The 22,163-nt window shown below is 48.0% G+C and carries 19 protein-coding genes and 2 pseudogenes; 15 read left to right on the top strand and 6 right to left on the bottom strand.

The features are described from left to right. The first annotated feature begins 2 nt into the window (after positions 1-2). The 10 genes from U868_RS0117635 (at position 3) to U868_RS26025 (ending at position 11,972) form a co-directional block, all read left to right on the top strand. Positions 3-275 carry a phage tail assembly protein T gene (locus U868_RS0117635; protein WP_418300685.1) on the top strand — a complete coding sequence of 91 codons (273 nt, stop codon included), beginning with the start codon at positions 3-5 and terminating at the stop codon, positions 273-275. Positions 276-300: 25 nt separating this feature from the next. Next, complete coding sequence (locus U868_RS0117630; RefSeq protein WP_025154453.1) at positions 301-3,561, top strand: phage tail tape measure protein; 3,261 nt, start codon at positions 301-303, stop codon at positions 3,559-3,561. Continuing rightward, entirely contained in the window at positions 3,558-3,893 is a 336-nt protein-coding gene (locus tag U868_RS0117625) for a phage tail protein (protein WP_025154452.1), read from the top strand. Before U868_RS0117630 ends, U868_RS0117625 begins: the two co-directional genes overlap by 4 nt. Further along, positions 3,890-4,648 (top strand): phage minor tail protein L, encoded by a 759-nt coding sequence (locus U868_RS0117620; RefSeq protein ID WP_025154451.1) that lies wholly within the window; start codon positions 3,890-3,892, stop codon positions 4,646-4,648. Before U868_RS0117625 ends, U868_RS0117620 begins: the two co-directional genes overlap by 4 nt. 2 nt (positions 4,649-4,650) lie before the next feature. Further along, positions 4,651-5,352, top strand: coding sequence for a C40 family peptidase (locus U868_RS0117615; protein WP_025154450.1), 702 nt, complete (start codon positions 4,651-4,653; stop codon positions 5,350-5,352). Positions 5,353-5,383: 31 nt separating this feature from the next. Beyond that, positions 5,384-5,986, top strand: a complete 603-nt coding sequence (locus U868_RS0117610) for a tail assembly protein (protein ID WP_025154449.1) — start codon at positions 5,384-5,386, stop codon at positions 5,984-5,986. Between the two features lie 33 nt (positions 5,987-6,019). Beyond that, positions 6,020-9,196, top strand: coding sequence for a host specificity protein J (locus U868_RS0117605; RefSeq protein WP_025154448.1), 3,177 nt, complete (start codon positions 6,020-6,022; stop codon positions 9,194-9,196). A 1-nt stretch (position 9,197) separates the two neighbouring features. Next, complete coding sequence (locus tag U868_RS0117600) at positions 9,198-9,518, top strand: hypothetical protein (protein ID WP_025154447.1); 321 nt, start codon at positions 9,198-9,200, stop codon at positions 9,516-9,518. Further along, the gene (locus U868_RS0117595) at positions 9,515-10,201 is read left to right on the top strand and encodes a hypothetical protein (RefSeq protein WP_025154446.1); all 687 of its coding nucleotides are present in this window, start codon (positions 9,515-9,517) and stop codon (positions 10,199-10,201) included. The genes U868_RS0117600 and U868_RS0117595 overlap by 4 nt, the downstream gene beginning before the upstream one ends. A gap of 382 nt (positions 10,202-10,583) precedes the next feature. Further along, the gene (locus tag U868_RS26025) at positions 10,584-11,972 is read left to right on the top strand and encodes a hypothetical protein (RefSeq protein WP_025154444.1); all 1,389 of its coding nucleotides are present in this window, start codon (positions 10,584-10,586) and stop codon (positions 11,970-11,972) included. 273 nt (positions 11,973-12,245) lie between these two features. On the opposite strand, the gene U868_RS0117580 is transcribed toward U868_RS26025, so the two are convergent. Further along, on the bottom strand, positions 12,246-13,835 hold the full coding sequence (locus tag U868_RS0117580) for an anti-phage dCTP deaminase (protein ID WP_025154443.1): 1,590 nt from the start codon (positions 13,833-13,835) through the stop codon (positions 12,246-12,248). A 379-nt stretch (positions 13,836-14,214) separates the two neighbouring features. Continuing rightward, positions 14,215-14,309: pseudogene (locus U868_RS26020) on the bottom strand (hypothetical protein); the annotation flags it as partial. A gap of 662 nt (positions 14,310-14,971) precedes the next feature. On the opposite strand from U868_RS26020, the pseudogene U868_RS24685 reads away from it, so the two are divergent. Further along, positions 14,972-15,139: pseudogene (locus U868_RS24685) on the top strand (isocitrate/isopropylmalate family dehydrogenase); the annotation flags it as partial. Positions 15,140-15,389: 250 nt separating this feature from the next. On the opposite strand, the gene U868_RS0117565 reads toward U868_RS24685, so the two are convergent. Next, complete coding sequence (locus tag U868_RS0117565) at positions 15,390-16,583, bottom strand: MFS transporter (protein ID WP_025154441.1); 1,194 nt, start codon at positions 16,581-16,583, stop codon at positions 15,390-15,392. A 141-nt stretch (positions 16,584-16,724) separates the two neighbouring features. Further along, on the bottom strand, positions 16,725-17,861 hold the full coding sequence (locus U868_RS0117560; RefSeq protein WP_025154440.1) for an alpha/beta hydrolase: 1,137 nt from the start codon (positions 17,859-17,861) through the stop codon (positions 16,725-16,727). Positions 17,862-18,034: 173 nt separating this feature from the next. Here U868_RS0117560 and U868_RS0117555 point away from each other — a divergent pair, with 173 nt between their 5' ends. Next, positions 18,035-18,919: a LysR family transcriptional regulator gene (locus tag U868_RS0117555; RefSeq protein ID WP_025154439.1), complete on the top strand. Its 885-nt coding sequence runs from the start codon at positions 18,035-18,037 to the stop codon at positions 18,917-18,919. Positions 18,920-19,030: 111 nt separating this feature from the next. Here the strand turns inward: U868_RS0117555 and U868_RS0117550 are convergent, their stop codons facing one another. Together U868_RS0117550 and U868_RS24680 are read right to left on the bottom strand one after the other, a co-directional pair. After that, on the bottom strand, positions 19,031-20,164 hold the full coding sequence (locus tag U868_RS0117550; RefSeq protein WP_025154438.1) for a site-specific integrase: 1,134 nt from the start codon (positions 20,162-20,164) through the stop codon (positions 19,031-19,033). Then, complete coding sequence (locus tag U868_RS24680; RefSeq protein ID WP_071997731.1) at positions 20,139-20,390, bottom strand: excisionase; 252 nt, start codon at positions 20,388-20,390, stop codon at positions 20,139-20,141. Before U868_RS24680 ends, U868_RS0117550 begins: the two co-directional genes overlap by 26 nt. 76 nt (positions 20,391-20,466) lie before the next feature. Between U868_RS24680 and U868_RS24675 the strand changes: the two genes are divergently transcribed. From U868_RS24675 to U868_RS0117540, 3 genes are all read left to right on the top strand, one after another. Beyond that, positions 20,467-20,808, top strand: a complete 342-nt coding sequence (locus tag U868_RS24675) for an antitermination protein (RefSeq protein ID WP_240182739.1) — start codon at positions 20,467-20,469, stop codon at positions 20,806-20,808. 235 nt (positions 20,809-21,043) lie between these two features. Next, positions 21,044-21,337 (top strand): hypothetical protein, encoded by a 294-nt coding sequence (locus U868_RS0117545; protein WP_025154437.1) that lies wholly within the window; start codon positions 21,044-21,046, stop codon positions 21,335-21,337. Continuing rightward, positions 21,337-21,765, top strand: coding sequence for a DUF1240 domain-containing protein (locus tag U868_RS0117540; RefSeq protein WP_025154436.1), 429 nt, complete (start codon positions 21,337-21,339; stop codon positions 21,763-21,765). The genes U868_RS0117545 and U868_RS0117540 overlap by 1 nt, the downstream gene beginning before the upstream one ends. Positions 21,766-22,163 lie beyond the last annotated feature (398 nt).

Raw genomic sequence — 22,163 nt, 5'->3', positions numbered from 1 at the left:
TGATGACACTTGCGCTCCGGATGGGGCGCACAGTGGATGAACTGACCAGAACGATGAGCGCCGGTGAGCTGACCATGTGGATGGCTTTTGACCGCCTCAGTCCGATCGGGGACATCCGCAGTGACATACAGACGGCCCATATTGTCTCATCGCTGTACGGCGCACAGGGCGGCAAACTCAGCCTGAATGATGCGATGCTGCAATGGGGAAAAACGGATAGCGGTGAGGCAGGTGACGGGCTGGAGGGTTTTCTGAAATCGGTATCTGAAAGCTGATTGTACTGACATAGCAGAGGACGTAATGGCAAAGCTTCGTGAGCTTATTATTAAAATATCGGCAAATTCCTCCTCGTTTCAGTCTGAAATAGCGCGCGCTTCACGGATGGGGGAGAACTATTACCGGACGCTGGAGCAGGGCGGACGCAAAGCAGCATCGGCATCACGTGAAACGAAACGGGCAATCAGTGAACTGAATAATGAACTGTCATCAATAAAATCGACAGTAACCGGCGTAATGGGGGCCATGGCCGGTGCTTTTGCCACGCAGCAGCTTATCAGTTATGCCGATACCTGGAGCCAGTTAAGCGGTCGCCTGAAACTGGCCTCTGTGTCTGCGGAGGATTTCAGCCGTGCTCAGCAGGAACTGATGTCACTGAGCCAGCGTACCGGCACATCACTGGCGTCAAATACCAACCTGTACGCCCGTATTGCACAGTCGATGCGTGATGCGGGTTATGCCTCCGGGGATGTGGCAAAAGTCACTGAAACCATCGCAACCTCACTGAAGCTGTCCGGTGCAAGCACCGAAGAAGCCAGCTCTGTTATTACTCAACTCAGTCAGGCACTGGCTTCCGGTGTTCTGCGCGGTGAAGAATTTAACGCGGTGATGGAGAACGGCGGACGGCTGGCAAAACTGCTGGCGGACGGGATGGGGACCACCATCGGCGGGCTGCGCGATATGGCGCAGAGCGGGCAACTGACTACCGATAAAATCGTTCCGATCCTGACAAATACGGAGCAACTCAGAAAAGAATTTGAGCAGTTACCACAGACCGTCAGTATGGCTTCGCAAAAGGTGGAAAATGCCTTTATGGCGTGGGTGGGCGGGGCTAATGAGGCATCGGGCGCAACCAGCACACTGACTGGTGCACTGAATGGTATTGCAGGAAATATAGACACCATCGCCACTGTTGCAGGGGCACTGGTCGGGGTTGGCCTTGCACGGTATTTCGGCGGGCTGACCGCCAGTGTGACCAAAGCAACCATCGGGGTGGCCGGTGCCGCAAAAGGCGAGATCGCTCTTGCGCAGGCCCAGCTGCGCGGGACACAAATTGCGGTTGCCAGAGCGCGTGCGGCAGAATACCGGACACAGCAGGCACTCACCGCATCACGTGGCACGGATGCACAGGCTGCCGCAGAAAAGCGGCTGGCTGCCGCTCAGGCCTCCGTTGCCCGTAACGTGAATGCCCGCAATATTGCCCAGAATAACCTGAACAATGTCACGTCTGTCGGCACCCGTCTCCTGGGCGGGGCGCTCGGCCTTATCGGCGGGATACCCGGACTGGTGATGCTGGGGGCCGGTGCCTGGTACACGATGTACCAAAAGCAGGAGCAGGCGAGACAATCGGCGCTTGAATATGCCGGGGCTATCGATCAGGTTCTGTCAAATCTGAACAAAATGACGTTGCCGGAAATGTCAGATAATGCGGGGAAAACCAAAGAAGCTCTGGCGGCGCAAAATAAACTGGTTGATGAGCAGCGTCAGAAAGTCGAGGGATTAAAATCAGAGATAGCCGGGTATCAGCAGATGCTGGCCTCACCGGGACCAAGTATCAACGGCTATCTGATTAATCATCTGATCAGTCAGGAGGATGCGGTTAAATCCCTGGCGGCTGCGCAGGATGAACTTTCTGTTGAACAGAGCAGGCTCAATGAGCTGAGCAAAAAATCGGAAGAGATTCAGTCAGCGCTGAAGGCGGTCGAAAGTCAGCGTGATTTTCTTATTCGTCAGCAGTCTGCTGCCCAGAATAATATGCGTCATTCATTACTGATGGTGAATGCGGAGCATAGCGAATTTAACCGGATAATGTCTGCCGGAAATCAGATCCTGACTAACCGTCTGGCTCTGGTTAACAGCCCGATGCGTATCCCGGCAGCGCCTCTCAGCGAAAAACAGCAGGATTTCATTCAGAAATCAGAGCGGGACAAAGAACTGTCCGCACTGACCGGGGAAGCCCGTGTTATCCGGCAGGCTGAGTTTGCCGCAGATGATATCGGTCTGCTGAATAAACCCGAATTTGCCGATAACCGGCAGAAATACATTGATAATCAGGTGGCAGCCTACCGGAATCAGGAAAAGCTGAGTAAGGAACTGAAAGCGGGTAAAATCGCCCAGAGTGCTTTCAATAAAGAGCAGAAAGAAGCGGAACGTCAGGCGGAGCAGTATGCCCGTAAAATGGCGGATCTGAGTGTGGCTACGGAGGTTCAGAAAGTCAGGGCCACGCAGGGAGAGAAGGCCGCAGAGCTGTATGCGGCTGCGCATGAGGCCGGTACCAAATGGACGGATGAGCAGCGAAAAGCGATCCGCGCATCCTCTGTTGTTCTGGCTGAATGGACACAAAAGGCCGATGAGGCGGTCAGAAAGCAGCGTGAAATGGATGATGCGCTGAAAGCGATGCGTGACGGAGCCCGGAAATTCAGTGACGAAGCGGAGCAAATTGATAAAACCCGGGGAATGGGCGGAAACCGGCGCAGTCTTTACGATGAGCGTCAGCAGATTGATCGTGTTTATGCCAAATCGGATCAGGGAAAAAGTGCGACCGAAGCCTATAACCGCGAGATTGATGCGCTCAACCTGAAATATCAGAAAATAAAGGAGGTTCAGTCTGACTGGACCAGCGGGGTTACCCGGGGGATGGAAGACTGGGTTGCTGAGGCCGGAGATTATGCGGAGCAAACCGCATCAGCAGTGCAGAGCGCCATGGGCGGTATGGTGAATAACATCACTGACATGCTGAACGGAAATAAAGCCAGCTGGCGCGACTGGTCAACAGATGTCCTTAAATCCATCCAGAAAATACTGGTCAACGCTGCCATCGTGAACAGCCTGAAATCCATGTCAGATGCCGGTGGCTGGATTGGTGCTGTCGGTAACTTCCTGGGAGGTGCCGCGGCAAATGCCAAAGGCGGAGTTTATGACTCCCCGGGCCTGAGTGCGTACAGTAATCAGATAGTCAGCACCCCGACTTATTTTGCGTTTGCCAAAGGTGCCGGGCTGATGGGTGAGGCCGGACCGGAAGCGATTATGCCGTTAACACGGGCGGCGGATGGCTCTCTCGGTGTCCGGGCGATCGGCAGAAATCAGAATACCGGTTCTGCAGCACCACAGGTGTTTATTACCATTGACAGTAACGGCAGCAGCCAGACGCAGTCGTCAGCTGGTTATGAACAGTTTGGCCGGGAGATTGGGCAGTATGTAGACCAGCGTTACCGGGCGCTGATTAATACAGATCTGCGGCCCGGCGGTGCCATCTGGTCGGTTGCGAAAGGGGGCCGTCAATGATTGAAATTTTCACCTGGTGTCCCCGTGTTAATCCCACGGAGGACATCACCTATAAAACCCGCAGGGCGAAGTTCGGTGATGGTTATGAGCAGGTATCCGGTGACGGCATTAACCCCCGCAGCCAGAAGTGGTCACTGGAATTTACCGGTCGCGGGGAGTATATCGCGGCTATCCGTCAGTTTATCGACCGTCACGGCGGTATAAAGGCTTTTCAGTGGAACCCCCCGCTTGAGCCGGTCGGTCTGTACCGGTGCGACGAACATAAGCTCATCCCGCTCGGCGGTGACAACTATTCACTTTCTCTCACTTTTACCCAGGCATTTAAACCATGATCACAAATGACTACCAGAAGTTGGCTCCGGGTAATGCCGTCCGGCTTTTTGAGGTTGACGGTACCGTATTCGGTGCGCCGGATATTTTGCGGTTCCATGCATACAACATCCCACATACAGAGGCAGAAATTACTGCCGCTGGGGGTGATCCGGAAAAATTACCGGCGAAATCCATATGGTGGCAGGGAGAAGAGTATCGCGCGTGGCCGGTACAGATTGAGGGGCTGGAAGCATCAACAACCGGATCCGGTGCGCAGCCGAAGTTATCGGTGGCAAATCTGGACGGTTCGGTGACTGCGCTGTGTCTGGCATATGATGACATGCTGAAGGCTAAAGTCACGATACACGATACGCTGGCTCATTATCTGGATGCGGCGAATTTTCCGGATGGTAACCCGGCGGCAGATCCTACCCAGGAAAAAGTCTCGGTCTTTTATATCGACAGCAAATCCTCGGAAACCAATGAGGTTATCGAGTTTGATTTAGCCAGTCCGATGGATTTGCAGGGGGTGTTGATCCCGACGCGGCAACTGCATGCAATGTGTACCTGGTGCATACGCGGCAAATACAAATCCGGTGACGGCTGTGATTATGCCGGTCAGAACGGGTATTTCGATAAGCACGGCAATCGAGTGGATGCTCCGGCACAGGATCAGTGCAGCGGTATGCTGAATACCGGTTGCTTCCCCCGTTTCGGGAAAAATAATCCGATCCCGTTCGGCGGCTTTCCGGGAACATCACTACTGAGGAAATAGGGATGCGCAAAAATATCCAGGCAGCCATTTTTTCACATGCCGAACGTGAGTATCCCCGCGAATGCTGTGGGGTGATCGCGCAAAAATCCCGGGTGGTGAAATACTTTCCCTGCCGCAATGTCGCGGCCACGCCGGAAGAGCACTTCGTATTATCACCGGAGGATTACGCCGCTGCTGAGGATTGGGGTACGGTGACCGGTATTGTGCACAGTCACCCGGATGCTACCACTCAGCCGTCAGAACTGGATAAAGCACAGTGTGATGCCCTTGGCGTGCCGTGGTACATCGTCAGCTGGCCGGAGGGGGATCTGCGGACTGTTCAGCCGCGCGGCGAGCTGCCATTACTTGGTCGACCGTTTGTGCTCGGGTTTACGGACTGCTGGGGGCTGGTGATGAGTTGGTTCCGGCAGGAACACGGCATTGAGCTGCCGGATTACCGGGTGGATTATCCCTGGTGGGAACAGGGTGAGAACCGGTACGCCGATAACTGGCGGGAGGCGGGATTTATTCAGGTTGACGATCCGCAACCCGGTGATGTTATCGTGATGCAGGTGCAGGCACCGGTTGCCAATCATGCCGGTATTTTGCTGCCTGATAATATGCTGTTGCATCATTTATACGGTCACCTGAGCCAGCGGGTACCGTATGGCGGTTACTGGCGCGACCGCACAGTTATGGTACTGCATCATGAGCAACTGATATGACCCGCTCCGGCGGTTTTTTTACGGGGTAAATATGTCACAGGAAATTATGGTGAAAATTATACTTGGTGGTGTGCTGGGTAAGACTTTCGGCAAAACACATCAGCGCCTGGTCAGCACAACCTCGGAAGCGGTACGTGCATTGTGCTGTACTATCCCTGGCTTTGAACGTTACCTGAATACCAGTAAATCCCGCGGCTTAACGTATGCGGTATTTCGCGGGAAAAAGAATATCGGGGTGGATGACCTCGGTTTTCCGGTGACGGATGATGTTATCCGGATTGTGCCTGTTGTGATCGGCAGCAAGCGCGGGGGATTGCTGCAGGTTATTTTCGGCGCGGTGATGGTGGCTGCTGCGTTCTGGACAGGCGGTGCGTCAGTGGCAGCATGGGGAGCGATGCATACCGGGCTGGCCATGACAGGTGTATCCATGATGCTGGGCGGTATAATCCAGATGTTGTCCCCGCAGCCGGGAGGTCTTGCCATGAAAGACCAGGGCGAAAATAAACCGTCCTATGCGTTCGGTGCTCCAACGAACACTGTTTCTCAGGGCTACCCGGTACCGATCGGTTACGGTAAGCGCCGCATCGGCGGGGCCGTTATCTCAGCCGGAATTTACGTCGAAGATCAGCAGTAACTTTTCCTTCAGTTATTCAGCAGGAAATCCACAATGACACAAATCACAGGCCGCAAAGGCGGCGGTGGCAGCCCGCGCACGCCCGTCGAACAACCGGACGATTTACAGTCCGTAGCCAAAGCCAAATTGCTGATTGCCCTCGGTGAAGGGGAATTTGCCGGTGAGCTGACCGGGAAGACTATTTTTCTGGATGGTACGCCGCTGCTGAATGCTGACGGGTCGGAAAATTTCCCCGGCGTGGTGTGGGAATACCGTCCCGGCACTCAGGCGCAAACCTATATACAGGGGATGCCTGCGGCGGAGAATGAAATCACCGTTGGTACCACCGTGCAGAGCAGCACGCCGTGGGCACACGCATTCACTAATTCGCAGCTGTCTGCGGTCCGCGTCCGCCTGAAATGGCCGTCCCTGTTCCGCCAGGAGGATAACGGGGATATGGTCGGTAACGAGGTGGCATACGCCATTGATTTACAGACTGACGGCGGGAGCTGGAAAACCGTTGTGGACGGACGTGTAAAGGGCAAAACAACTACCGGTTATGAGCGTACCCACCGCATTGATCTGCCGCAGTCGGCCACATCCTGGACACTGCGTGTGCGTAAAATCACGGCAGATGCCAACAGCGCTAAAATTGGTGACACCCTGGTGCTGCAGAGTTACACCGAGGTAATTGATGCCAAACTGACCTATCCGCACACCGCGCTGCTGTATATTGAGTTTGACTCAAAACAGTTTAACGGCTCCATCCCGCAGGTCACCTGCGAGCCGAAGATGCGGATCATCCGTGTACCGTCAAACTATGACCCGGAGCACCGGACGTATTCCGGTACCTGGGATGGTTCGTTTAAATGGGCATGGACCAATAACCCCGCCTGGGTCTTTTACGATATCGTGATTTCCGATCGTTTCGGCCTCGGTGACCGTATTAAAATTCAGAATATCGATAAATGGGAGTTGTACCGTGTTGCGCAGTATTGTGATCAGCCGGTACCGGATGGCAAGGGCGGCAGCGGTACTGAGCCACGCTATATCTGTGACGTGTATGTCCAGGATCGCAATGAAGCTTATATCGTGCTGCGTGACTTTGCGGCTATCTTCCGGGGCATGACCTACTGGGGCGGAAACCAGATTATCACCCTGGCGGATATGCCGCGCGACATTGATTACAGCTACACCAAAGCCAACGTGCTGGACGGTCGTTTTACCTATTCCGGCAGCAGCAGTAAGGCCCGCTATTCCTCCGCGCTGGTATCGTACTCAGATCCGCTGAACGGTTATGCTGACGCGATGGAGCCGGTGTTTGAAAATGAACTGGTTTACCGGTTCGGCTTTAATCAGCTGGAAATGACGGCAATCGGCTGTACACGCCAGTCAGAGGCCAACCGCAAAGGCCGCTGGGGGATACTCACGAACAATAAAGACCGGGTGGTGACATTCGGTGTGGGACTGGACGGCAACATTCCGCAGCCGGGCTACATTATTGCAGTGGCGGATGAAAACCTGTCCGGGAAAGTCACCGGCGGCCGCGTCAGTGCGGTGAATGGCCGGAGTATCACCCTCGACCGCAAACCGGATGCCGCGCCGGGTGACCGGCTGATGCTGAACCTGCCGTCCGGTAAATCACAGGCCCGTACTATTCAGATGGTCACGGATAACGTGATCACCGTTACCACGGAATACAGCGAAACGCCGGAACCGGAATGTGTCTGGGTGACAGAATCAGACGAGCTGTACGCCCAGCAGTACCGGGTGGTGAGCGTGACTGAAAATGACGATGGCACGTTCACGATATCGGCGGCCATGCATGATCCGGACAAATACGACCGGATAGATACCGGCGCGGTACTCGATGAACGGCCAGTCAGTGTTATTCCGCTCGGCAACCAGTTCCCGCCGAAAGATATCACCATCAGCTCTTATTCTGTCGTGAATCAGGGGATCAACATTGAAACCATGCAGGTTACCTGGTCACCGGCAGAGAACGCGATTGCTTATGAGGCGCAGTGGCGGCGTGATGACGGTAACTGGATCAATGTGCCGCGCAATGCCACCACTTCGTTTGATGTGCCCGGGGTTTATTCAGGCCGCTATCTGGTGCGGGTCAGGGCAATTAACGCGGCGGAAATTTTCAGCGGCTGGGGATATTCAGAGGAAACCCGGCTGACCGGCAAGGTGGGGGAGCCGCCGGTGCCGCTGAACTTCCGTGCGTCCACGCTGGTATTCGGGATCAAACTGAACTGGGAGTTCGGGAAATTCACGGAAGACACCCTGAAAACTGAAATTCAGTACAGCAAAACCAATGACGGGCAGAACCTGTTGCTGCTGGCTGATGTGCCGTATCCGTCCCGCTCTCACGAACTGGCCGGTCTGGCCGCCGGTACCGCGTTTTATTTCCGTGCCCGGCTGGTGGATAAAACCGGTAACCAGTCCCCCTGGACTGAGTTTGTACGCGGTGTGGCCGAGTTCGATGCATCGAACATTATTGATGAAGTGGCCACCGGACTGAGCGACTCTCAAATCATCAAAGACCTGCAGTCGCAGGCGGATGACAACTTCGAGGCCATTATCAACAACGCCAACAACGCCTACGGCCAGTGGGGCTACTGGCAGCGCGAAACCGGCGCGATGAAAGCGGAAATTATCGAAGTCCGCAACTACACGGTCACGGAAACGACTGCACTTGCAGAGAAACTGGATGCGGTTAAGGTGACTGCAGACGACAGTTTCGCGATGGCACAGAACTCCATCCGGGCGCAGTGGGATATGGCATCCGGTCAGGCATCGGTGGTCCACGATATGAAAGTCCGGATCCGTTATAACGGTGAGGATTATTCCGCCGGTATGGTGATCGGGGGTGAGCTGAAAGGTGGTCAGGTGAACACGCTTATCGGGTTTAACGCGCAGCAGTTTGCGTTTTATAATCCGGTAAAAAAATCGATGGATCTGTTCATGTACATGAAGGACGGACAGGTCTTTATGCGTGAGGCGTTCATTAATCAGGCATGGCTCAACAGTGTGGTTGTCACTGACAAAATGCAGTCGGAAAACTATGTGCCGGGTAAACAGGGTTTTATTCTGGATGCAAAGGCTAATAAATTTGAGTTCTTTGACGGAACAACAACAAACGGTACCGGTATTACAGCGGGAGGTATTAAAGTATATGACAATAACCGGCTGACGGTCATTATTGGTGATATATCGGGGTATTAATATGTCTCACGGGATTATTGTATATGATGATCGCGGTAATAAAATATTAGATTCCGGTAAAAGACTCGGTCGATTCGTCGGTTGGCATGATATTAATCCTGCACCGGTCGGTCAGTTTAAATACAGCTGGGATCACCGGAACCTGCTCCCTATGGGGGAGATTTTTGTCTGGGTTAATCCGAGCTTTTGGTTCAATCATAACGGCTGGTGCGATTGCCGGGTTGAAAATGGCGTTATTATTTTTGAGGGTAATTTAAGGCGAAACGACGAACAGAGAGCCAGGGAAACTTATATGCGTATATTATATGGTGTAAAATCATGAAACACGGTTTTATATGTTTTGGTGACACCGGCAGGATGCAAATTGACGGTACTAATATAGCGTTAGGGTTAATCAGAAAACAGTCGTTTCATTGTCCGAAAGTACAGGATGCCGGACAGGGAACCATTAAAGAGGTTTATTTCCCGGCCAGAGTTCATCCGAATACACAAATGATCGCAGCCAGATCATCATTCTGGGTCAGAATAGGCGGTCAGGCGTTTGACAATACGAATAACAATGCTTTTGTCTCGATGCCTTTCCGCGACGGTCCCGGCGGAAATATAGAAATCTGGGAGTTTGGCAACGCTCCTGTTAAGGTGCGTAATCAAAAAACGGGAATAGTTGTGATAAACCCGCTAACCAATCAGGTGGTATATAATACTAACTGGTGCGTTGCAAATATACTGCATGTTCAGCGGCTTAAACTATGGCCTGATACAATGTGGTCTATGACAATGCCTAATAATGGTAATAACTGTGCAGTTGTATTTGGCGGTGGTGCTCAGAAAAGAACAAATTATGATGAATATATGGAATTCGAGTCTTATTTCTGGCGAATGAACGGTTCTAAACTGGAAGTACGACTGTTGGTTGATACGTATTCCAGACCGCATGCGTCACAATCTTTTGAATCATGTGATATACCACTTTATATAATGATAATAGATACAGCGGGGATATAAGAATGAATATCTCAAAATTAATCACATTAGCTGCAATAACCACGCTGACAGCCTGCAGCCATAACGTATACATCAAACCAGTGGATTGCACCGGGCATATGTTTGAGGGGCTGGATAACCGGCATTACTCAGCTAAGCTGACAAAATATGCGCCGGACAGTAAACGGTTTTTCAGTACAGGTGACCCTGTTCTGGGGTTACATGGTTGGATCCGCATGGATGCATTTGACAAAATTACATGTGTTAAAGGCAAGAGTACAGAGGACTGATTATCGCCGTTACCGTCGCTTACTTCGACCCGCAAAAACTAAAATCAAAATAAACAATCTCCTCCAACAACCGCTCCGGCGGTTTTTTTATGTCCGAAATTCGAGGAAAACCCATGATTTACACCGACGGCACCATAGCCATTAATGCCGGTTCACCGATTGTGACCGGCACCGGTACGCAGTGGAAAAAGAACATTCACGGCGTAGCCCCCGGCCAGCTTATCTGTATTGAGAACGGCACAATACCAGTCAACATGATGATCCGCGCGGTAAACAGTGATACCGAACTGGTGTTGTCATTCAATGCGCCGGTGACGCTCAGCGGCGCGAAATACTCCATCGCCACCACGGTCCCGGATACCATTTCAGATGCGGCCCGCACCATGTCAGCCAATCAGGGCTATATTGTGTATTTTCTCCGGGCCATGCAGCAGTGGATGACAGATACCGGTCAGGTGGAAATTGAGCTGCCGAACGGCCAGAAAGTGACGCTTGAGAACATCAGGGCGCTGACGGAGAAAATGAAAGATTTATTATCCTATTCTAGTCACCTTGTAACCGGAGGAGTTGACTCTTCCGGAAATGGATCCGTCAATTTCGCCGGTGGCATGGGACGTGTATACAGAACGAAGGCCGGGGTCATTACGATCTATTCACGACCGGATGGTAACGGATCAGGATATACAACGTCATTTCAATTACCGGAAACACCGGGTGCAGTTATGGGAGCTGACAGAACGTGGGTAGGGGATAATTTCTTCTTTGCCCAGCGAGAGGTATTCTCTGCTCCTCCGGGGACTACCGTGCGTGGTTCGTGGTCTGGTACACAGTCTATATCCTATGCCAAAGGAATGAATTTCGGTTATCCGGGAAGTAACAACAGCGATACCGGCCAGATGTACATAGGATACAACGGGAAGGGATACCTCTATTTTTTGAACAGTGGGGCAGCCGGTGGTAAATGGGGTGGGGAGATTGCTTTAATCGGTTCCAGTGTGGTATTCGACAGCAATGGATTTTTGAAAAAATCCTCACCAGTCATCGTTATTCACTCTGACGGTAACTACGAAACCAACGACGAATCCGAAGGCGCGGAAGTCCGCCGTACCGGCACCGGCCAATATCACATTACCGGCATTCTTGGTTATAACTCAGATGGTGCATGGGGCGTAAACGGTGGTATCTCAGTACCGAAAGATAACAACGGCCTTGAGCTGGTTTATGTCGATGACCGCGTACAGGAAGACGGCAGTATTATCATCGAAACCTGTCACCGTCAGCATGCGCATTTGCCGGAACGTTTCCAGAACTGGCGGCTGAAAGAAATCACCCCGGAAAGTGAGCGCATCTTTTATCAGGACGGTGAACCGTGTGACCTGCCGGAATCCACCCGTCTCGATGTACGTGTTGAAATGCCGCAGGGCTCTGTGTGGAATGTGAAACAGCGCGAACTGGCTGAACAGATGGAGCGGGAGGCACAGGATTGTGAATCGGAGGAATAAAACAAAGTTGTGCTGGTGGATGTATGGCGAGATAATCGTTTATATATTAGCTTGGATTTTAGTTGATAGAGTATTGTAGATCGAGTTCAATAAAATTTGGTTATCTGGTTCGGGCGGAAGCTGAGATACTAAGCCAGAAAATAACAATAGCTCTCAAGTTACAATTAATTCATTACGAATATTTTTTTTAAAAATTGATAGAGAGTAAACCATTATGGATATAAAAATTTCTCTCCTTATCTTTAATATAATAAGGAGAGAAGTCTGTTATTACTATGACTCTAGTTTGGTAATTTCTTTTATAAATTTCTTGGCAACAGCGACTTCATATTTTCTGTAATCATCAAGATATTGAACATCTATATGATTTTCGTAGCGGACATTAAATTTTTTCGCCGTTCCAGTTTTATCATCTTTGCGCTCATCTGTTGGTCTGAAAAATTTATTGTAGCGACGTGGTGATATACCTTCAAAGTCACAAAATATTACTTTAGATGATTCTTCATTCTTTGTTATAGCATCATTATGTAGATCAAGAGCAAGGCTTTTATCAAATGGCTCTATATATACTACTTTTTTTATTCCTGCAGCGACGATATGTCTTGCACAGTTATGGCAAGGATAAGTGGTCGTATAAAGAATTTTGTCTTTAGTATCGCCATTTTGTTTTCTGGCCATAGAAGTAATTACGTCCATTTCAGCATGAATTGATCTGGAATACTCCATCACCCTTGAAATTTTACTATCTTCATAAATACCTTCTGCAATTTTGTCTAAGCTATTTAAAAGTCGGGTTAGATTAATATCAGCAACAGTTTGTCCTAAGGAAACACCTAATATAGCACGGACTTCATTTGATAATACATTTCTTATTCGTTCTTTAATTTTTAATTTGTTTGTGTCATTATAGCACTTACCACTTTTATGAACGCATCGATGATCTTTATCAAGATCATCACTGCTATACAATCCGCCACCAGCTTTAGGTACGTCGTTCTTACCTACTGCGAGTAAATTCCCTTCATCGTCAAACAGGGCAGCCCCTACCTGGCGAGACAGACAAGCTGATTGTAATGATGTTGAAAAAGCAGCGTACATGCCTTTTTCGTGAAATGTCGGTGTTAAACCATTTTTACCATGAATAAGACCAAAAAAACGTTCAATCTTCTTTTTTAATTCACTTTTTTGGCTGAAATTATTTTTAATGAAAAAATCAGAATCAAGAATAGTTTCTCCAGTTCTTTGTCCATGTGTATCAGAGGATTTATTATCAATATTAATAATTAAGTGGAGGTCATCCTTTGTTGATTCGTCAGCAATAAGATTCGGTATTCGGTAATCTAAATCGCGCAAAACTCCTAATAAGTAGAAATTATGCTGATATATGACCCTGAATAGCTCTACTTCTTCTGGTCTTTTGAATTGATCAATAATGAATACTGTACCTTTATAGGCCTCATCAGTATAATTAATTTTTTTCTTCTCCGCGGAGATTGCGGCAATCGCCGCTTCAGCTAGTAGCTCATTTCTGTCATAATATGCGCGAAGTTTATTGGCAGTATCTTGAAGTTTTAGATGTCTGTTAACATTATTACTTTTAGATATCGCTAGTGCTGCCGGTTCAAAATATAATGAACTTTCAAGAAGTGCACTTATTCGGATATGAACAACATTGTAACCCCAATCTTTGGATATTTCTTCAACGAGTTCATTTATTGTCCTCATACCACATCCAACATATCCACACAATCCAAGATAGATATCTTTTGATTGTCGTGAATTCAAAAATTCCATTGATGATTCTGACGTGGTTCCTTTATTTTCATCACGCTTTTGTGGTGTTTTTTTTGCTGCTTCTGCCATTGCTAATTACCTAATCAAAAATTATATCAGTATTCATGATTTCAATAAATGCATCTAGAATTTCTTTATTTTTCTTCATACTTTCAAATGAAATTACATTATCACAATTAAATTTTGTTAATTCAATGCAAACAGAATCCCCCTGATCATTGGCAACTATGGTAGATTCTATTTCATTAAATGTTATTGTATTCATTTGTCTCATCCAAACATAATAAAAACTACATGATCTTTAGTGTACTACAAAAACGGGCACTTTCCCCTCTTTTTAGGGAGACAAGTGTGGTGCGCATCATATTTTTCGCCATACCTGACAATTTTTGCCTATGAAGCAGAGCTTTTCGTACTAATTATGAATAGAAATTCCTCCATCCAGATATCAAAAGTTAGGAGAGCATTTCACAGGAGACATGGTACCTTTCTTTCTCAGGTCATCAGGGATTTTTTACCGAGGTAACGCTGTAATATATCAGGGGGATACTATTCTTTCCCAGAACCCCAAACGGAATTTTTTAATAACGTAGGTATTCAGTCGCCTGCTTTACCCCTGAGTTCCCACCAGATTACTATGTTTGAGATTACAGGCACAAAAAACCACCATAAGAGTTTGGTTTTATTGTAAAAATCCTGGTCGGCATGAAAGGGGTTGAACCTGCGCCCCGACACCTCATGACAGTGTACTTAACCAGACCCAGTAAATCCTGGAGACTGGTCAGTTGTGACCCACTACTTGTAACGCTAATCAAAAAAGTCCATACAGACTCAGTTAAACAACCAATAGTTAAACAAATTAAATTCCAAATTTTATTCATGCATTCCCCCTTTTTTTTCTGAAAATTAACATAATTAAATATCAACAAGCTGACTACTCTTATGATTACAACAAGGGCGATGAGCATTACAAATGCAGGGGGTGAACCTGCGGAACTGGTTAAGTACACTTCATTACATTATACAACAAAGAATTATATAGCATTTTATCGCAGATCAAGTGCGGTTCACTAAAAGCAGTTATCAAAAACAAAATAAAATTCAAAGCATTCAATAGGTTGAATAACTGAGTTTTACCAGTGCCAGGTGGTGACTTAGGTATATAATAACTATATTAATCATGGTGTTACAAAGCTGATTTCAATCTAATGCTGCGCCACATGGGCTGGTTTGAGGCTGCTGACTTAATCGTTAAAGGAATGGAAGGGGCAATCGCTGCCAAGACTGTGACTTACGATTTCGAACGTCTGATGGAAGGCGCTAAGCTCCTGAAATGCTCAGAGTTTGGTGACGCAATCATCAAACACATGTAATTAAGTATACAGTGAAATAGTTAACGGGAACTGATTAGTTCCCGTTTATTTTTTAATCACTGAAAATCTTCCCCAAAACCTCCCCAAAACTCTTCCCCAAAACGGTATGAAATTTGTACGGTTTGTGATGTGTTTAAAATTCAGGTGAGTAGGGGTTTTAAGCAAGTAGGGTTGCTTTGAGCGAATAGCAAACTTTCGGCTCTCTGCCATATGCCACAATTAAGAGCACGCCTGAAATAAATGGATTGTGCTAGTGCGCTTTACTGTTTTGAAGAGATGTGACGTAAGTAATCGCTGCCGCCCCCAGCAGTAATAACCCACTCAGGCAGAAAGCACTTTTCCATCCCAGACTGTCGAATACCACTCCTCCTGCCGTTGAACCAAGTGCAATCGAAAGCTGGATCACCGCAACCATGAGACCACCACCCGCCTCAGTATCTTCGGGCAGCGCCCGTGCAATCCATGTCCACCATCCCGTTGGTGCAGCCGTGGCCAGTAACCCCCACAGGCTTAATAAAACGGTAACCGCCCAGATGCTGTGTCCGAACAGCAATAATGTACCGGCTACCGTTGCCATAAGCAGAGGGATCATTATTAATATTTGATACAACCAGGCATTCAGGAATGTCGATACGGCTAATGTGCCGACAAAACCTGCTGCGCCTATTGCGAGCAAAATCAGAGAGAGCCCGGCAGGACCTACGTTGGTCACGGTCTCAAGAAAGGGGCGCACATAGGTAAATAAGGCAAACTGCCCAATAAAGAAGAGACCGCAGGCCAGCAGTCCTGTTAGTACAATTGCGTCTCTGAACAGACGAAGCAGAGTTCCCTGTGGCTTTTGTTTTTTATCGCTTTCCATAGTGGGCAGGCTGACCCATTGCCAGATAAACGCGGTTATCGCCAGGGGGATGATGCATAAAAAGGCCCCACGCCAGCCGACAGTTGTCCCCAGATAGCTACCAAGTGGCGCAGCCACAACGGTAGCCAGCGCGTTCCCGCCATTAAAAATCGCCAGTGCACGGGGAACCTGATGCTGCGGCACGAGCCGAATGGCGGTTGCAGCTGAGAGTGACCAGAATCCACCGATGGCGATGCCAATCAGGGCTCTCCCCAGCATATAAACCGGATAGCTGGGTGCTATGGCGATAACCAATCCAGATATGGCCATCAGGACGGTTAGCCCCAGCAGAAGATATTTACGATTCAAATCTCCGGCGATATGGGAGATAGTCAGGCTGGTCAGTACCGCCAGCGCGCCAGATATTGCAATTCCTTGGCCTGCCAGGCCTTCCGTAATGTGCAGCTCGCTGGCAATAGGCGTCAGTAGGCTGACCGGCATAAATTCGGAAGCGATTAGTACAAAAACGCAGAGCGTCATGGCAAACACGCCACTCCAGTGCGCATCTGTTTTCTTAGGTGATCTTTTAAGACTTATTATGGACATTATCAGCATCTCTTTATATGGGCGTGACGAGATTCAGCAGCAGCCGGGACAAACACTATTCAGAGAATAACGAGAACATGCGGATGAGAATGGGGAGCGGACGATTAAAACCGCCTGCAATCAGCAGGCAGTTTCAGGTCGTTATCTTAAGTTAGCTTTGAAAAACTGCTCAAATTTAGCGAACGGGATCTTGCCCGCAACGTTATCGTACAAATCAACGTGGTTTGCCCCCGAAACAATCACCAGCTCTTTCTCTTTACTGCCAATGGCCTTAAAGGCATCTTCAGCAAAATAGCGTGAGTGGGCCTTTTCGCCGGTCACAATAAGTGTAGGGATAGTGACTTCATTGGCGTAACTCAGCAACGGCATATTCATAAATGACAGCGGCATCGTCGCATTCCAGGCCCCGGTTGAATTGACCGAACGCACATGGAAACCACGCGGCATGCGATAATAATCAAAGAACTCTTTCAAAACAGCATGAGGATTGGCAGGTAACGTTTCCGGCAAAACACGATCCGATGCACTGACGTTACCCTTCTCATCAACATTAATGTCATGGCCGCCGGGTGCGTAAGTGCCATTTTCCGCATCCTTCCAACGCTGTGCGTTCAGATGCTGTAGTACGGTGCGACGATCTTTAGTGGAATAGCGGTCTTTACCATCACCCACACCATGCCCCATCGCACGGCTCATGTCATACATCACGCTGGTCGCCACCGCTTTCACACGGGTATCCATTGCGGCGTCGTTTAAGGCCATGCCGCCCCAACCGCAAATACCGAGCAGCCCGATACGATTGCGATCCACCTCTTTTTGCAGACCTAAGAAGTCAACTGCCGCGCTAAAATCCTCTGTATTAATATCCGGAGAGGCGACATTACGTGGAGAGCCACCGCTTTCTCCCGTATACGAAGGGTCAAACGCCAGGGTAATAAACCCCTGTTCAGCCAGCATTTGTGCATACAGGCCGCTAGATTGCTCTTTCACTGCGCCGAAAGGCCCACTAACGGCAATGGCCGCCAGCTTACGCTCACCACGATCCTTAGGGATATAGAGATCCCCCACTAAAGTGATCCCGTAACGGTTCTGAAAGGTCACTTTACGGTGATCCACTTTCGTGTTTTCTGGGAATGTTTTATCCCATTTTTCGACCAGCGAAACAGGTGCGTTCGGATTAGTTGTATCTGCATAACTCATATTTGTGACTCCACTTAATGATGCACATAACAGTATGGCAGGTATCGCAGTTGCCAGTTTTTGAGTGAAAACAGTCATCAAAACTCCCCTTATAAAACGTGATTGAAACAGGTTTCATACGGACAACACTGCTGTGCTTTGTAGCAATGCACTCATTATAGTTAGCGGAAATAGTGCTGATTAGAGGGAGAAAAGTGCTAGGATTAATACCATATTGTTCTAAATTAAGAAGTGGTTTCGGGAGCGGAATGATGGCGAAACGGGAAAACTATAACGATTTGTACCTGTTCATGCAGGTAGTACGGGAAGGGAGCTTTACAGCCGCAGCACATCGCCTTGGCCTGGCACAATCAGGAATAAGTCGTTCAGTACGGGAACTTGAAGAACGGCTGGGCGTTCAGCTCCTGGTACGCACCACGCGCAGATTATCTCTCACCCATGCCGGTGAAAAGCTCTACCGGACCATTGAAGCAGGATTCGACGCTTTAGATATGGGGCTGGACACGCTGGCTCATTATCGCCAGTCCCCATCGGGGACGGTACGCATCAATGCCAGTCAGCATGCTATTGATAAATTGCTTCTGCCAAAGCTTGCGGTGTTTAAGAAGAGCTACCCGGATATCCGACTTGAACTCATTAGCGAAAGCCGATTTGTCGATATTATTGCCGAGAGGTTTGATGCGGGTGTTCGCCTGGGGCCTGAAGTAGGTAGTGGCATGGTTGCTGTGCGTATTTCCCCTGACATGGAGATGGCTGTTGTCGGCACGCCTGATCATTTTCGTCGCTATGGCTTTCCGCAAGTCCCCGCAGATTTAGCGGTTCATCCCTGCATCGCTTATCAGTTTGGCGACGGGAAACTGTATTCGTGGGAACTTCATCATAACGGTAAAAAAATCACCCATCGGCCGCAGGGGCAGTGGATTTTCACTGACAGCTATATGGAGGCCAAAGCAGCCAGGCTGGGCCTGGGACTGGCTTATGTTCCCGAAGAGTTGGTATCTGATGATTTAGAACAGGGTTCGCTCATCAGAGTTTTACAACGTTACAGCCAACGCCTGGAAGGCTCATTTCTATATTATCCGCACCGCAATGTGTCGCCTGCTCTACGAGCAGTTATCGATACGTTGAGAATTTAGGACTGAGGACGAGCTTATACACATGTAAGGGTAAAGGGGCCTCTTTTGGCACAACGCTGACATACAATTTGAAAGGCAGATATACGAGCTAAACTATGGATCAATAAAATATTATATCAACACCTTTATCCAATCTTTGCCACGATCATCATGATATTTATCGGTTTGCTGTTGGTTTTTATGTCCCAACAGATTTTTGGTGTTAATTCCCTGTTGCCGGTACAAACGCTCCGATAATGACCGCATTTCATGAAATGTCGGTGCTGCTCCTTCATCCCATTTTATTCCGGATTTATCCCTGGCTTTCCGGAAAGTTGTAGTCAGCGTATTGGCTGTTACTTTTTCTCCTTTTTGCGCCTGTGATGTGGTGTGCTGATAATGAACCAGGTATTTACTGACAACACGATCCCGGCAGAAAGTAATAACTTCTCGTAATGACATACCTATCGCCTGGCATCTCAGTGAGAGAGGGATAGCCAATTTTACACCAGTCTTTTCCTGCTCGATGTGGAGCATGTCGTCCCATACATCCGAAAACTTCATATCAGAAACATCTCCCAGACGCTGTCCTGTTACGACAGCCAACAGCATTCCGCATCTCAGATAGTGGGGGTAATCCCCCGCTTGGCTGAATATCGCCTGCCATTCTTCCAGTGAAAGCCGTTCGCGCTTTATTCTGTTTCGTGGCTGTTTGGTTGCCTGCGCCGGGTTATATCCCGGAGGTACGTGACCGGCATGCTGGGCTTCTTTGAATACGTCGATCAGCACCATTCTGACAACCTGAGCCATTCGGTTATGGCCGGCCGCTTTAACCTGATCTGTTATTTCAGCTATTTCCAGTGCGGTAATATCTTTAAGTTTCAGCATGCCGCAGTGTTCCCGGAATAAATTTACCGGTTTGTTTTTCTGCTTCAGTGAATTAGGTTTTAGTTCACCTTCACGTACTCGTTCGTTCTGAATTTCCAGATATTTATCAAGCCACACGCTGACACTGATCCCGTGTCTGGCGTTTTTAATTCCTGACAGGCGATCATTAATACTCAGTATTTGTTTTGTTTGTTGTTCAGCAATTATCATATTTGCCTGGATAGCGACTTCTTTTGCTTCTTTCTCATCGGTACCCAGGCTGTGGAATTTGCCTGTCAACGGATGTTTGTACTGCCAGTATGTCTTGTCGTTTCGCTTATCAAGTTTGCAGTACAAATTGGGGACAATAATATTATGAGAGCGTGGTCTCGCAGCCATCAGACAAAATCCTTCTTAACATATCGCCAGAATTGCCCGGTAATTGAGGTTTTGAAATAATTCCGACATAACGCGCATCACGATCTACCATCCATTTTTTACCGACTTTTAAAGCTGGTGGTACCATCATGTGAGATTTCGTATATTTATATAATGTCCGCCTGCTCGGAGCCTCATCACCAAACTCATGTTCTGCCCACGCTTCAAGATCTACCATTCTTGACATAGTTTTCTCTCCACACAATTTAGATAATAAAAAGCCGTTACTTTTTATAAGTAATTAGTTCCCTGGTGTTGGAATAATGGTTATTTCTTTTTTTATTGTTCACAAAAATAAGTCCACCAGCGGTCAGGTAAGGTATCTAACCCACCGGTGCTGCTGCAAAGGCCGGGGTGAGGTATATGATGAGGAGCCGAGTGAATTACAGGGTGTTCCGGTATTCAAAGACTGCCCGAAATGCTCAGGCCGAGGGTATAAGCGCGTTCCGTCTTCAGTAGCTTATCTGGCGATAAAGTATCTGGTAGCGGATTTAAACGAAAGAACATGGCGCAGAAACTGGAAACCGTTTTACGAAGGTCTGACGGGGAAATGTCACATTGAGGAAAGCCATGCTGAATCATGGTTTGAACAGTTAACGCGTTGACAGTTTAATTATGACCGTCGCTAAATTGAAAGCGCCGTAAACAAATTCAGGATATGCAATTCAAACAAGCTTGCGCTTTCATAGGGATTATGGAATATTGCAATTTAACTTAAGTATCGAAGTGATGTCGGTGCTGTATTTTTGTCTGATGTGAGGGAGTACATGAGCGATAAAAAATATGATCCAACAATGAGCGGCTATCTCGGTGACATTCTGAGCGGAAAAGCCAAAATCAATGAGCTTCGGCCTCAGCACGAGTTCTTTGACGCTATCGGATTGGAAAAACAGTTGCGGGACATTAGGGGTTGCTTCGTTTGTTGCTCGGGGAGTTGGTACCGGCATGATCGCATTTGTAAGCGCAGCCCCTCCAGTAATAGTTGCATTAGTTGTTTTTGGTATAGGTTTTGGTTTGGCTTATACATTTAATATTTTAGATGAGAAATACAAAGTAACAGAAAAATTAACACAAAAACTAAGAGATGCGCAAAATATACCTGAAGTCGAACGGTATTGGAAAGGCAACCATTAATGAAAAAAATAATAATGTTAGGTGTTGCTATGTTAGTTGTCGGTATGGTAGTTCTATACCCTTTCTTTCTTAGTATTAATTCTATTTATAAAGTCATATCTAAAAAAGACATCTTAGAGATGTCTTATGGTGTTGTTATATGCTTAGTTATGCCAATGATTACTTATTTATGTATTGATATATCGCTAAGAGGGATGTATTTGCATTTTTTTAAAAAAGAAAAAATAAAATCAACGTATAAAATAAGTGGGGTAATTATAGCGTTATGGATATTTTTATCCTTACCCATTTCATGGGGGATGAGTTTTTATCTAACCTCAAATGGTTATGAAAGGTGTCCGTCAACTAACCTTTTCACTCAATACTACACGACAAATTTGTCTTTGTGCTCGGACCCTTATTATGAGGAAAGAGCAAGCACAGAATGACGATCTGACTATTCTGGCTGACGTATAAATGTTATATCGTAGGTGCTGATTGCTGGTGTAACAATCGCATTTACATTTTGTCCGGAATTGCCTTATCGTGTCTAAATAGTGGGCATATCTCGGTTAAGCGCACTACACAAATTTTAAACCTCGCACTCGCGGGGTTTTTTTATGCCTTAAATTAAAAGGTGAGAAATATCACCTTTAACTATCCTCATGATGTGAAATGGGCGGCTGGTAGGTGTTGGTAGCACCTTCCCAGCCATTCACCCGTTTGTGTGATCACGGATAAACCAAGGCCCACTGCTTGTGTGCATAAAGCAAAGTGAGCTTAACAAAAAAGGTTACCCGGATCTATGAAAAATACTGTGTATTTAAGGGTCTTCCCCGATCATGGT

Origin of the sequence: Morganella morganii H1r (genome assembly GCF_000633515.1) — a bacterium.
Lineage (GTDB): Bacteria > Pseudomonadota > Gammaproteobacteria > Enterobacterales > Enterobacteriaceae > Morganella > Morganella morganii_B.
Note: the sequence above shows the minus strand (reverse complement) of the source record. Positions and strands in the feature narration are given on the sequence as shown.

Bases quoted from the DNA above. Each gene is read 5' to 3' on its own strand.
- U868_RS24675 (WP_240182739.1), top strand. From the start codon at position 20,467: ATGGTTATTTCTTTTTTTATTGTTCACAAAAATAAGTCCACCAGCGGT.
- U868_RS0117605 (WP_025154448.1), top strand. From the start codon at position 6,020: ATGACACAAATCACAGGCCGCAAAGGCGGCGGTGGCAGCCCGCGCACG.
- U868_RS0117625 (WP_025154452.1), top strand. From the start codon at position 3,558: ATGATTGAAATTTTCACCTGGTGTCCCCGTGTTAATCCCACGGAGGAC.
- U868_RS0117600 (WP_025154447.1), top strand. From the start codon at position 9,198: ATGTCTCACGGGATTATTGTATATGATGATCGCGGTAATAAAATATTA.
- U868_RS0117615 (WP_025154450.1), top strand. From the start codon at position 4,651: ATGCGCAAAAATATCCAGGCAGCCATTTTTTCACATGCCGAACGTGAG.
- U868_RS0117620 (WP_025154451.1), top strand. From the start codon at position 3,890: ATGATCACAAATGACTACCAGAAGTTGGCTCCGGGTAATGCCGTCCGG.
- U868_RS0117565 (WP_025154441.1), bottom strand. From the start codon at position 16,583: ATGTCCATAATAAGTCTTAAAAGATCACCTAAGAAAACAGATGCGCAC.
- U868_RS0117550 (WP_025154438.1), bottom strand. From the start codon at position 20,164: ATGGCTGCGAGACCACGCTCTCATAATATTATTGTCCCCAATTTGTAC.
- U868_RS24680 (WP_071997731.1), bottom strand. From the start codon at position 20,390: ATGTCAAGAATGGTAGATCTTGAAGCGTGGGCAGAACATGAGTTTGGT.
- U868_RS0117540 (WP_025154436.1), top strand. From the start codon at position 21,337: ATGAAAAAAATAATAATGTTAGGTGTTGCTATGTTAGTTGTCGGTATG.
- U868_RS0117545 (WP_025154437.1), top strand. From the start codon at position 21,044: ATGAGCTTCGGCCTCAGCACGAGTTCTTTGACGCTATCGGATTGGAAA.
- U868_RS0117610 (WP_025154449.1), top strand. From the start codon at position 5,384: ATGTCACAGGAAATTATGGTGAAAATTATACTTGGTGGTGTGCTGGGT.
- U868_RS0117555 (WP_025154439.1), top strand. From the start codon at position 18,035: ATGGCGAAACGGGAAAACTATAACGATTTGTACCTGTTCATGCAGGTA.
- U868_RS0117560 (WP_025154440.1), bottom strand. From the start codon at position 17,861: ATGACTGTTTTCACTCAAAAACTGGCAACTGCGATACCTGCCATACTG.
- U868_RS0117635 (WP_418300685.1), top strand. From the start codon at position 3: ATGACACTTGCGCTCCGGATGGGGCGCACAGTGGATGAACTGACCAGA.
- U868_RS0117595 (WP_025154446.1), top strand. From the start codon at position 9,515: ATGAAACACGGTTTTATATGTTTTGGTGACACCGGCAGGATGCAAATT.
- U868_RS0117580 (WP_025154443.1), bottom strand. From the start codon at position 13,835: ATGGCAGAAGCAGCAAAAAAAACACCACAAAAGCGTGATGAAAATAAA.
- U868_RS26025 (WP_025154444.1), top strand. From the start codon at position 10,584: ATGATTTACACCGACGGCACCATAGCCATTAATGCCGGTTCACCGATT.
- U868_RS0117630 (WP_025154453.1), top strand. From the start codon at position 301: ATGGCAAAGCTTCGTGAGCTTATTATTAAAATATCGGCAAATTCCTCC.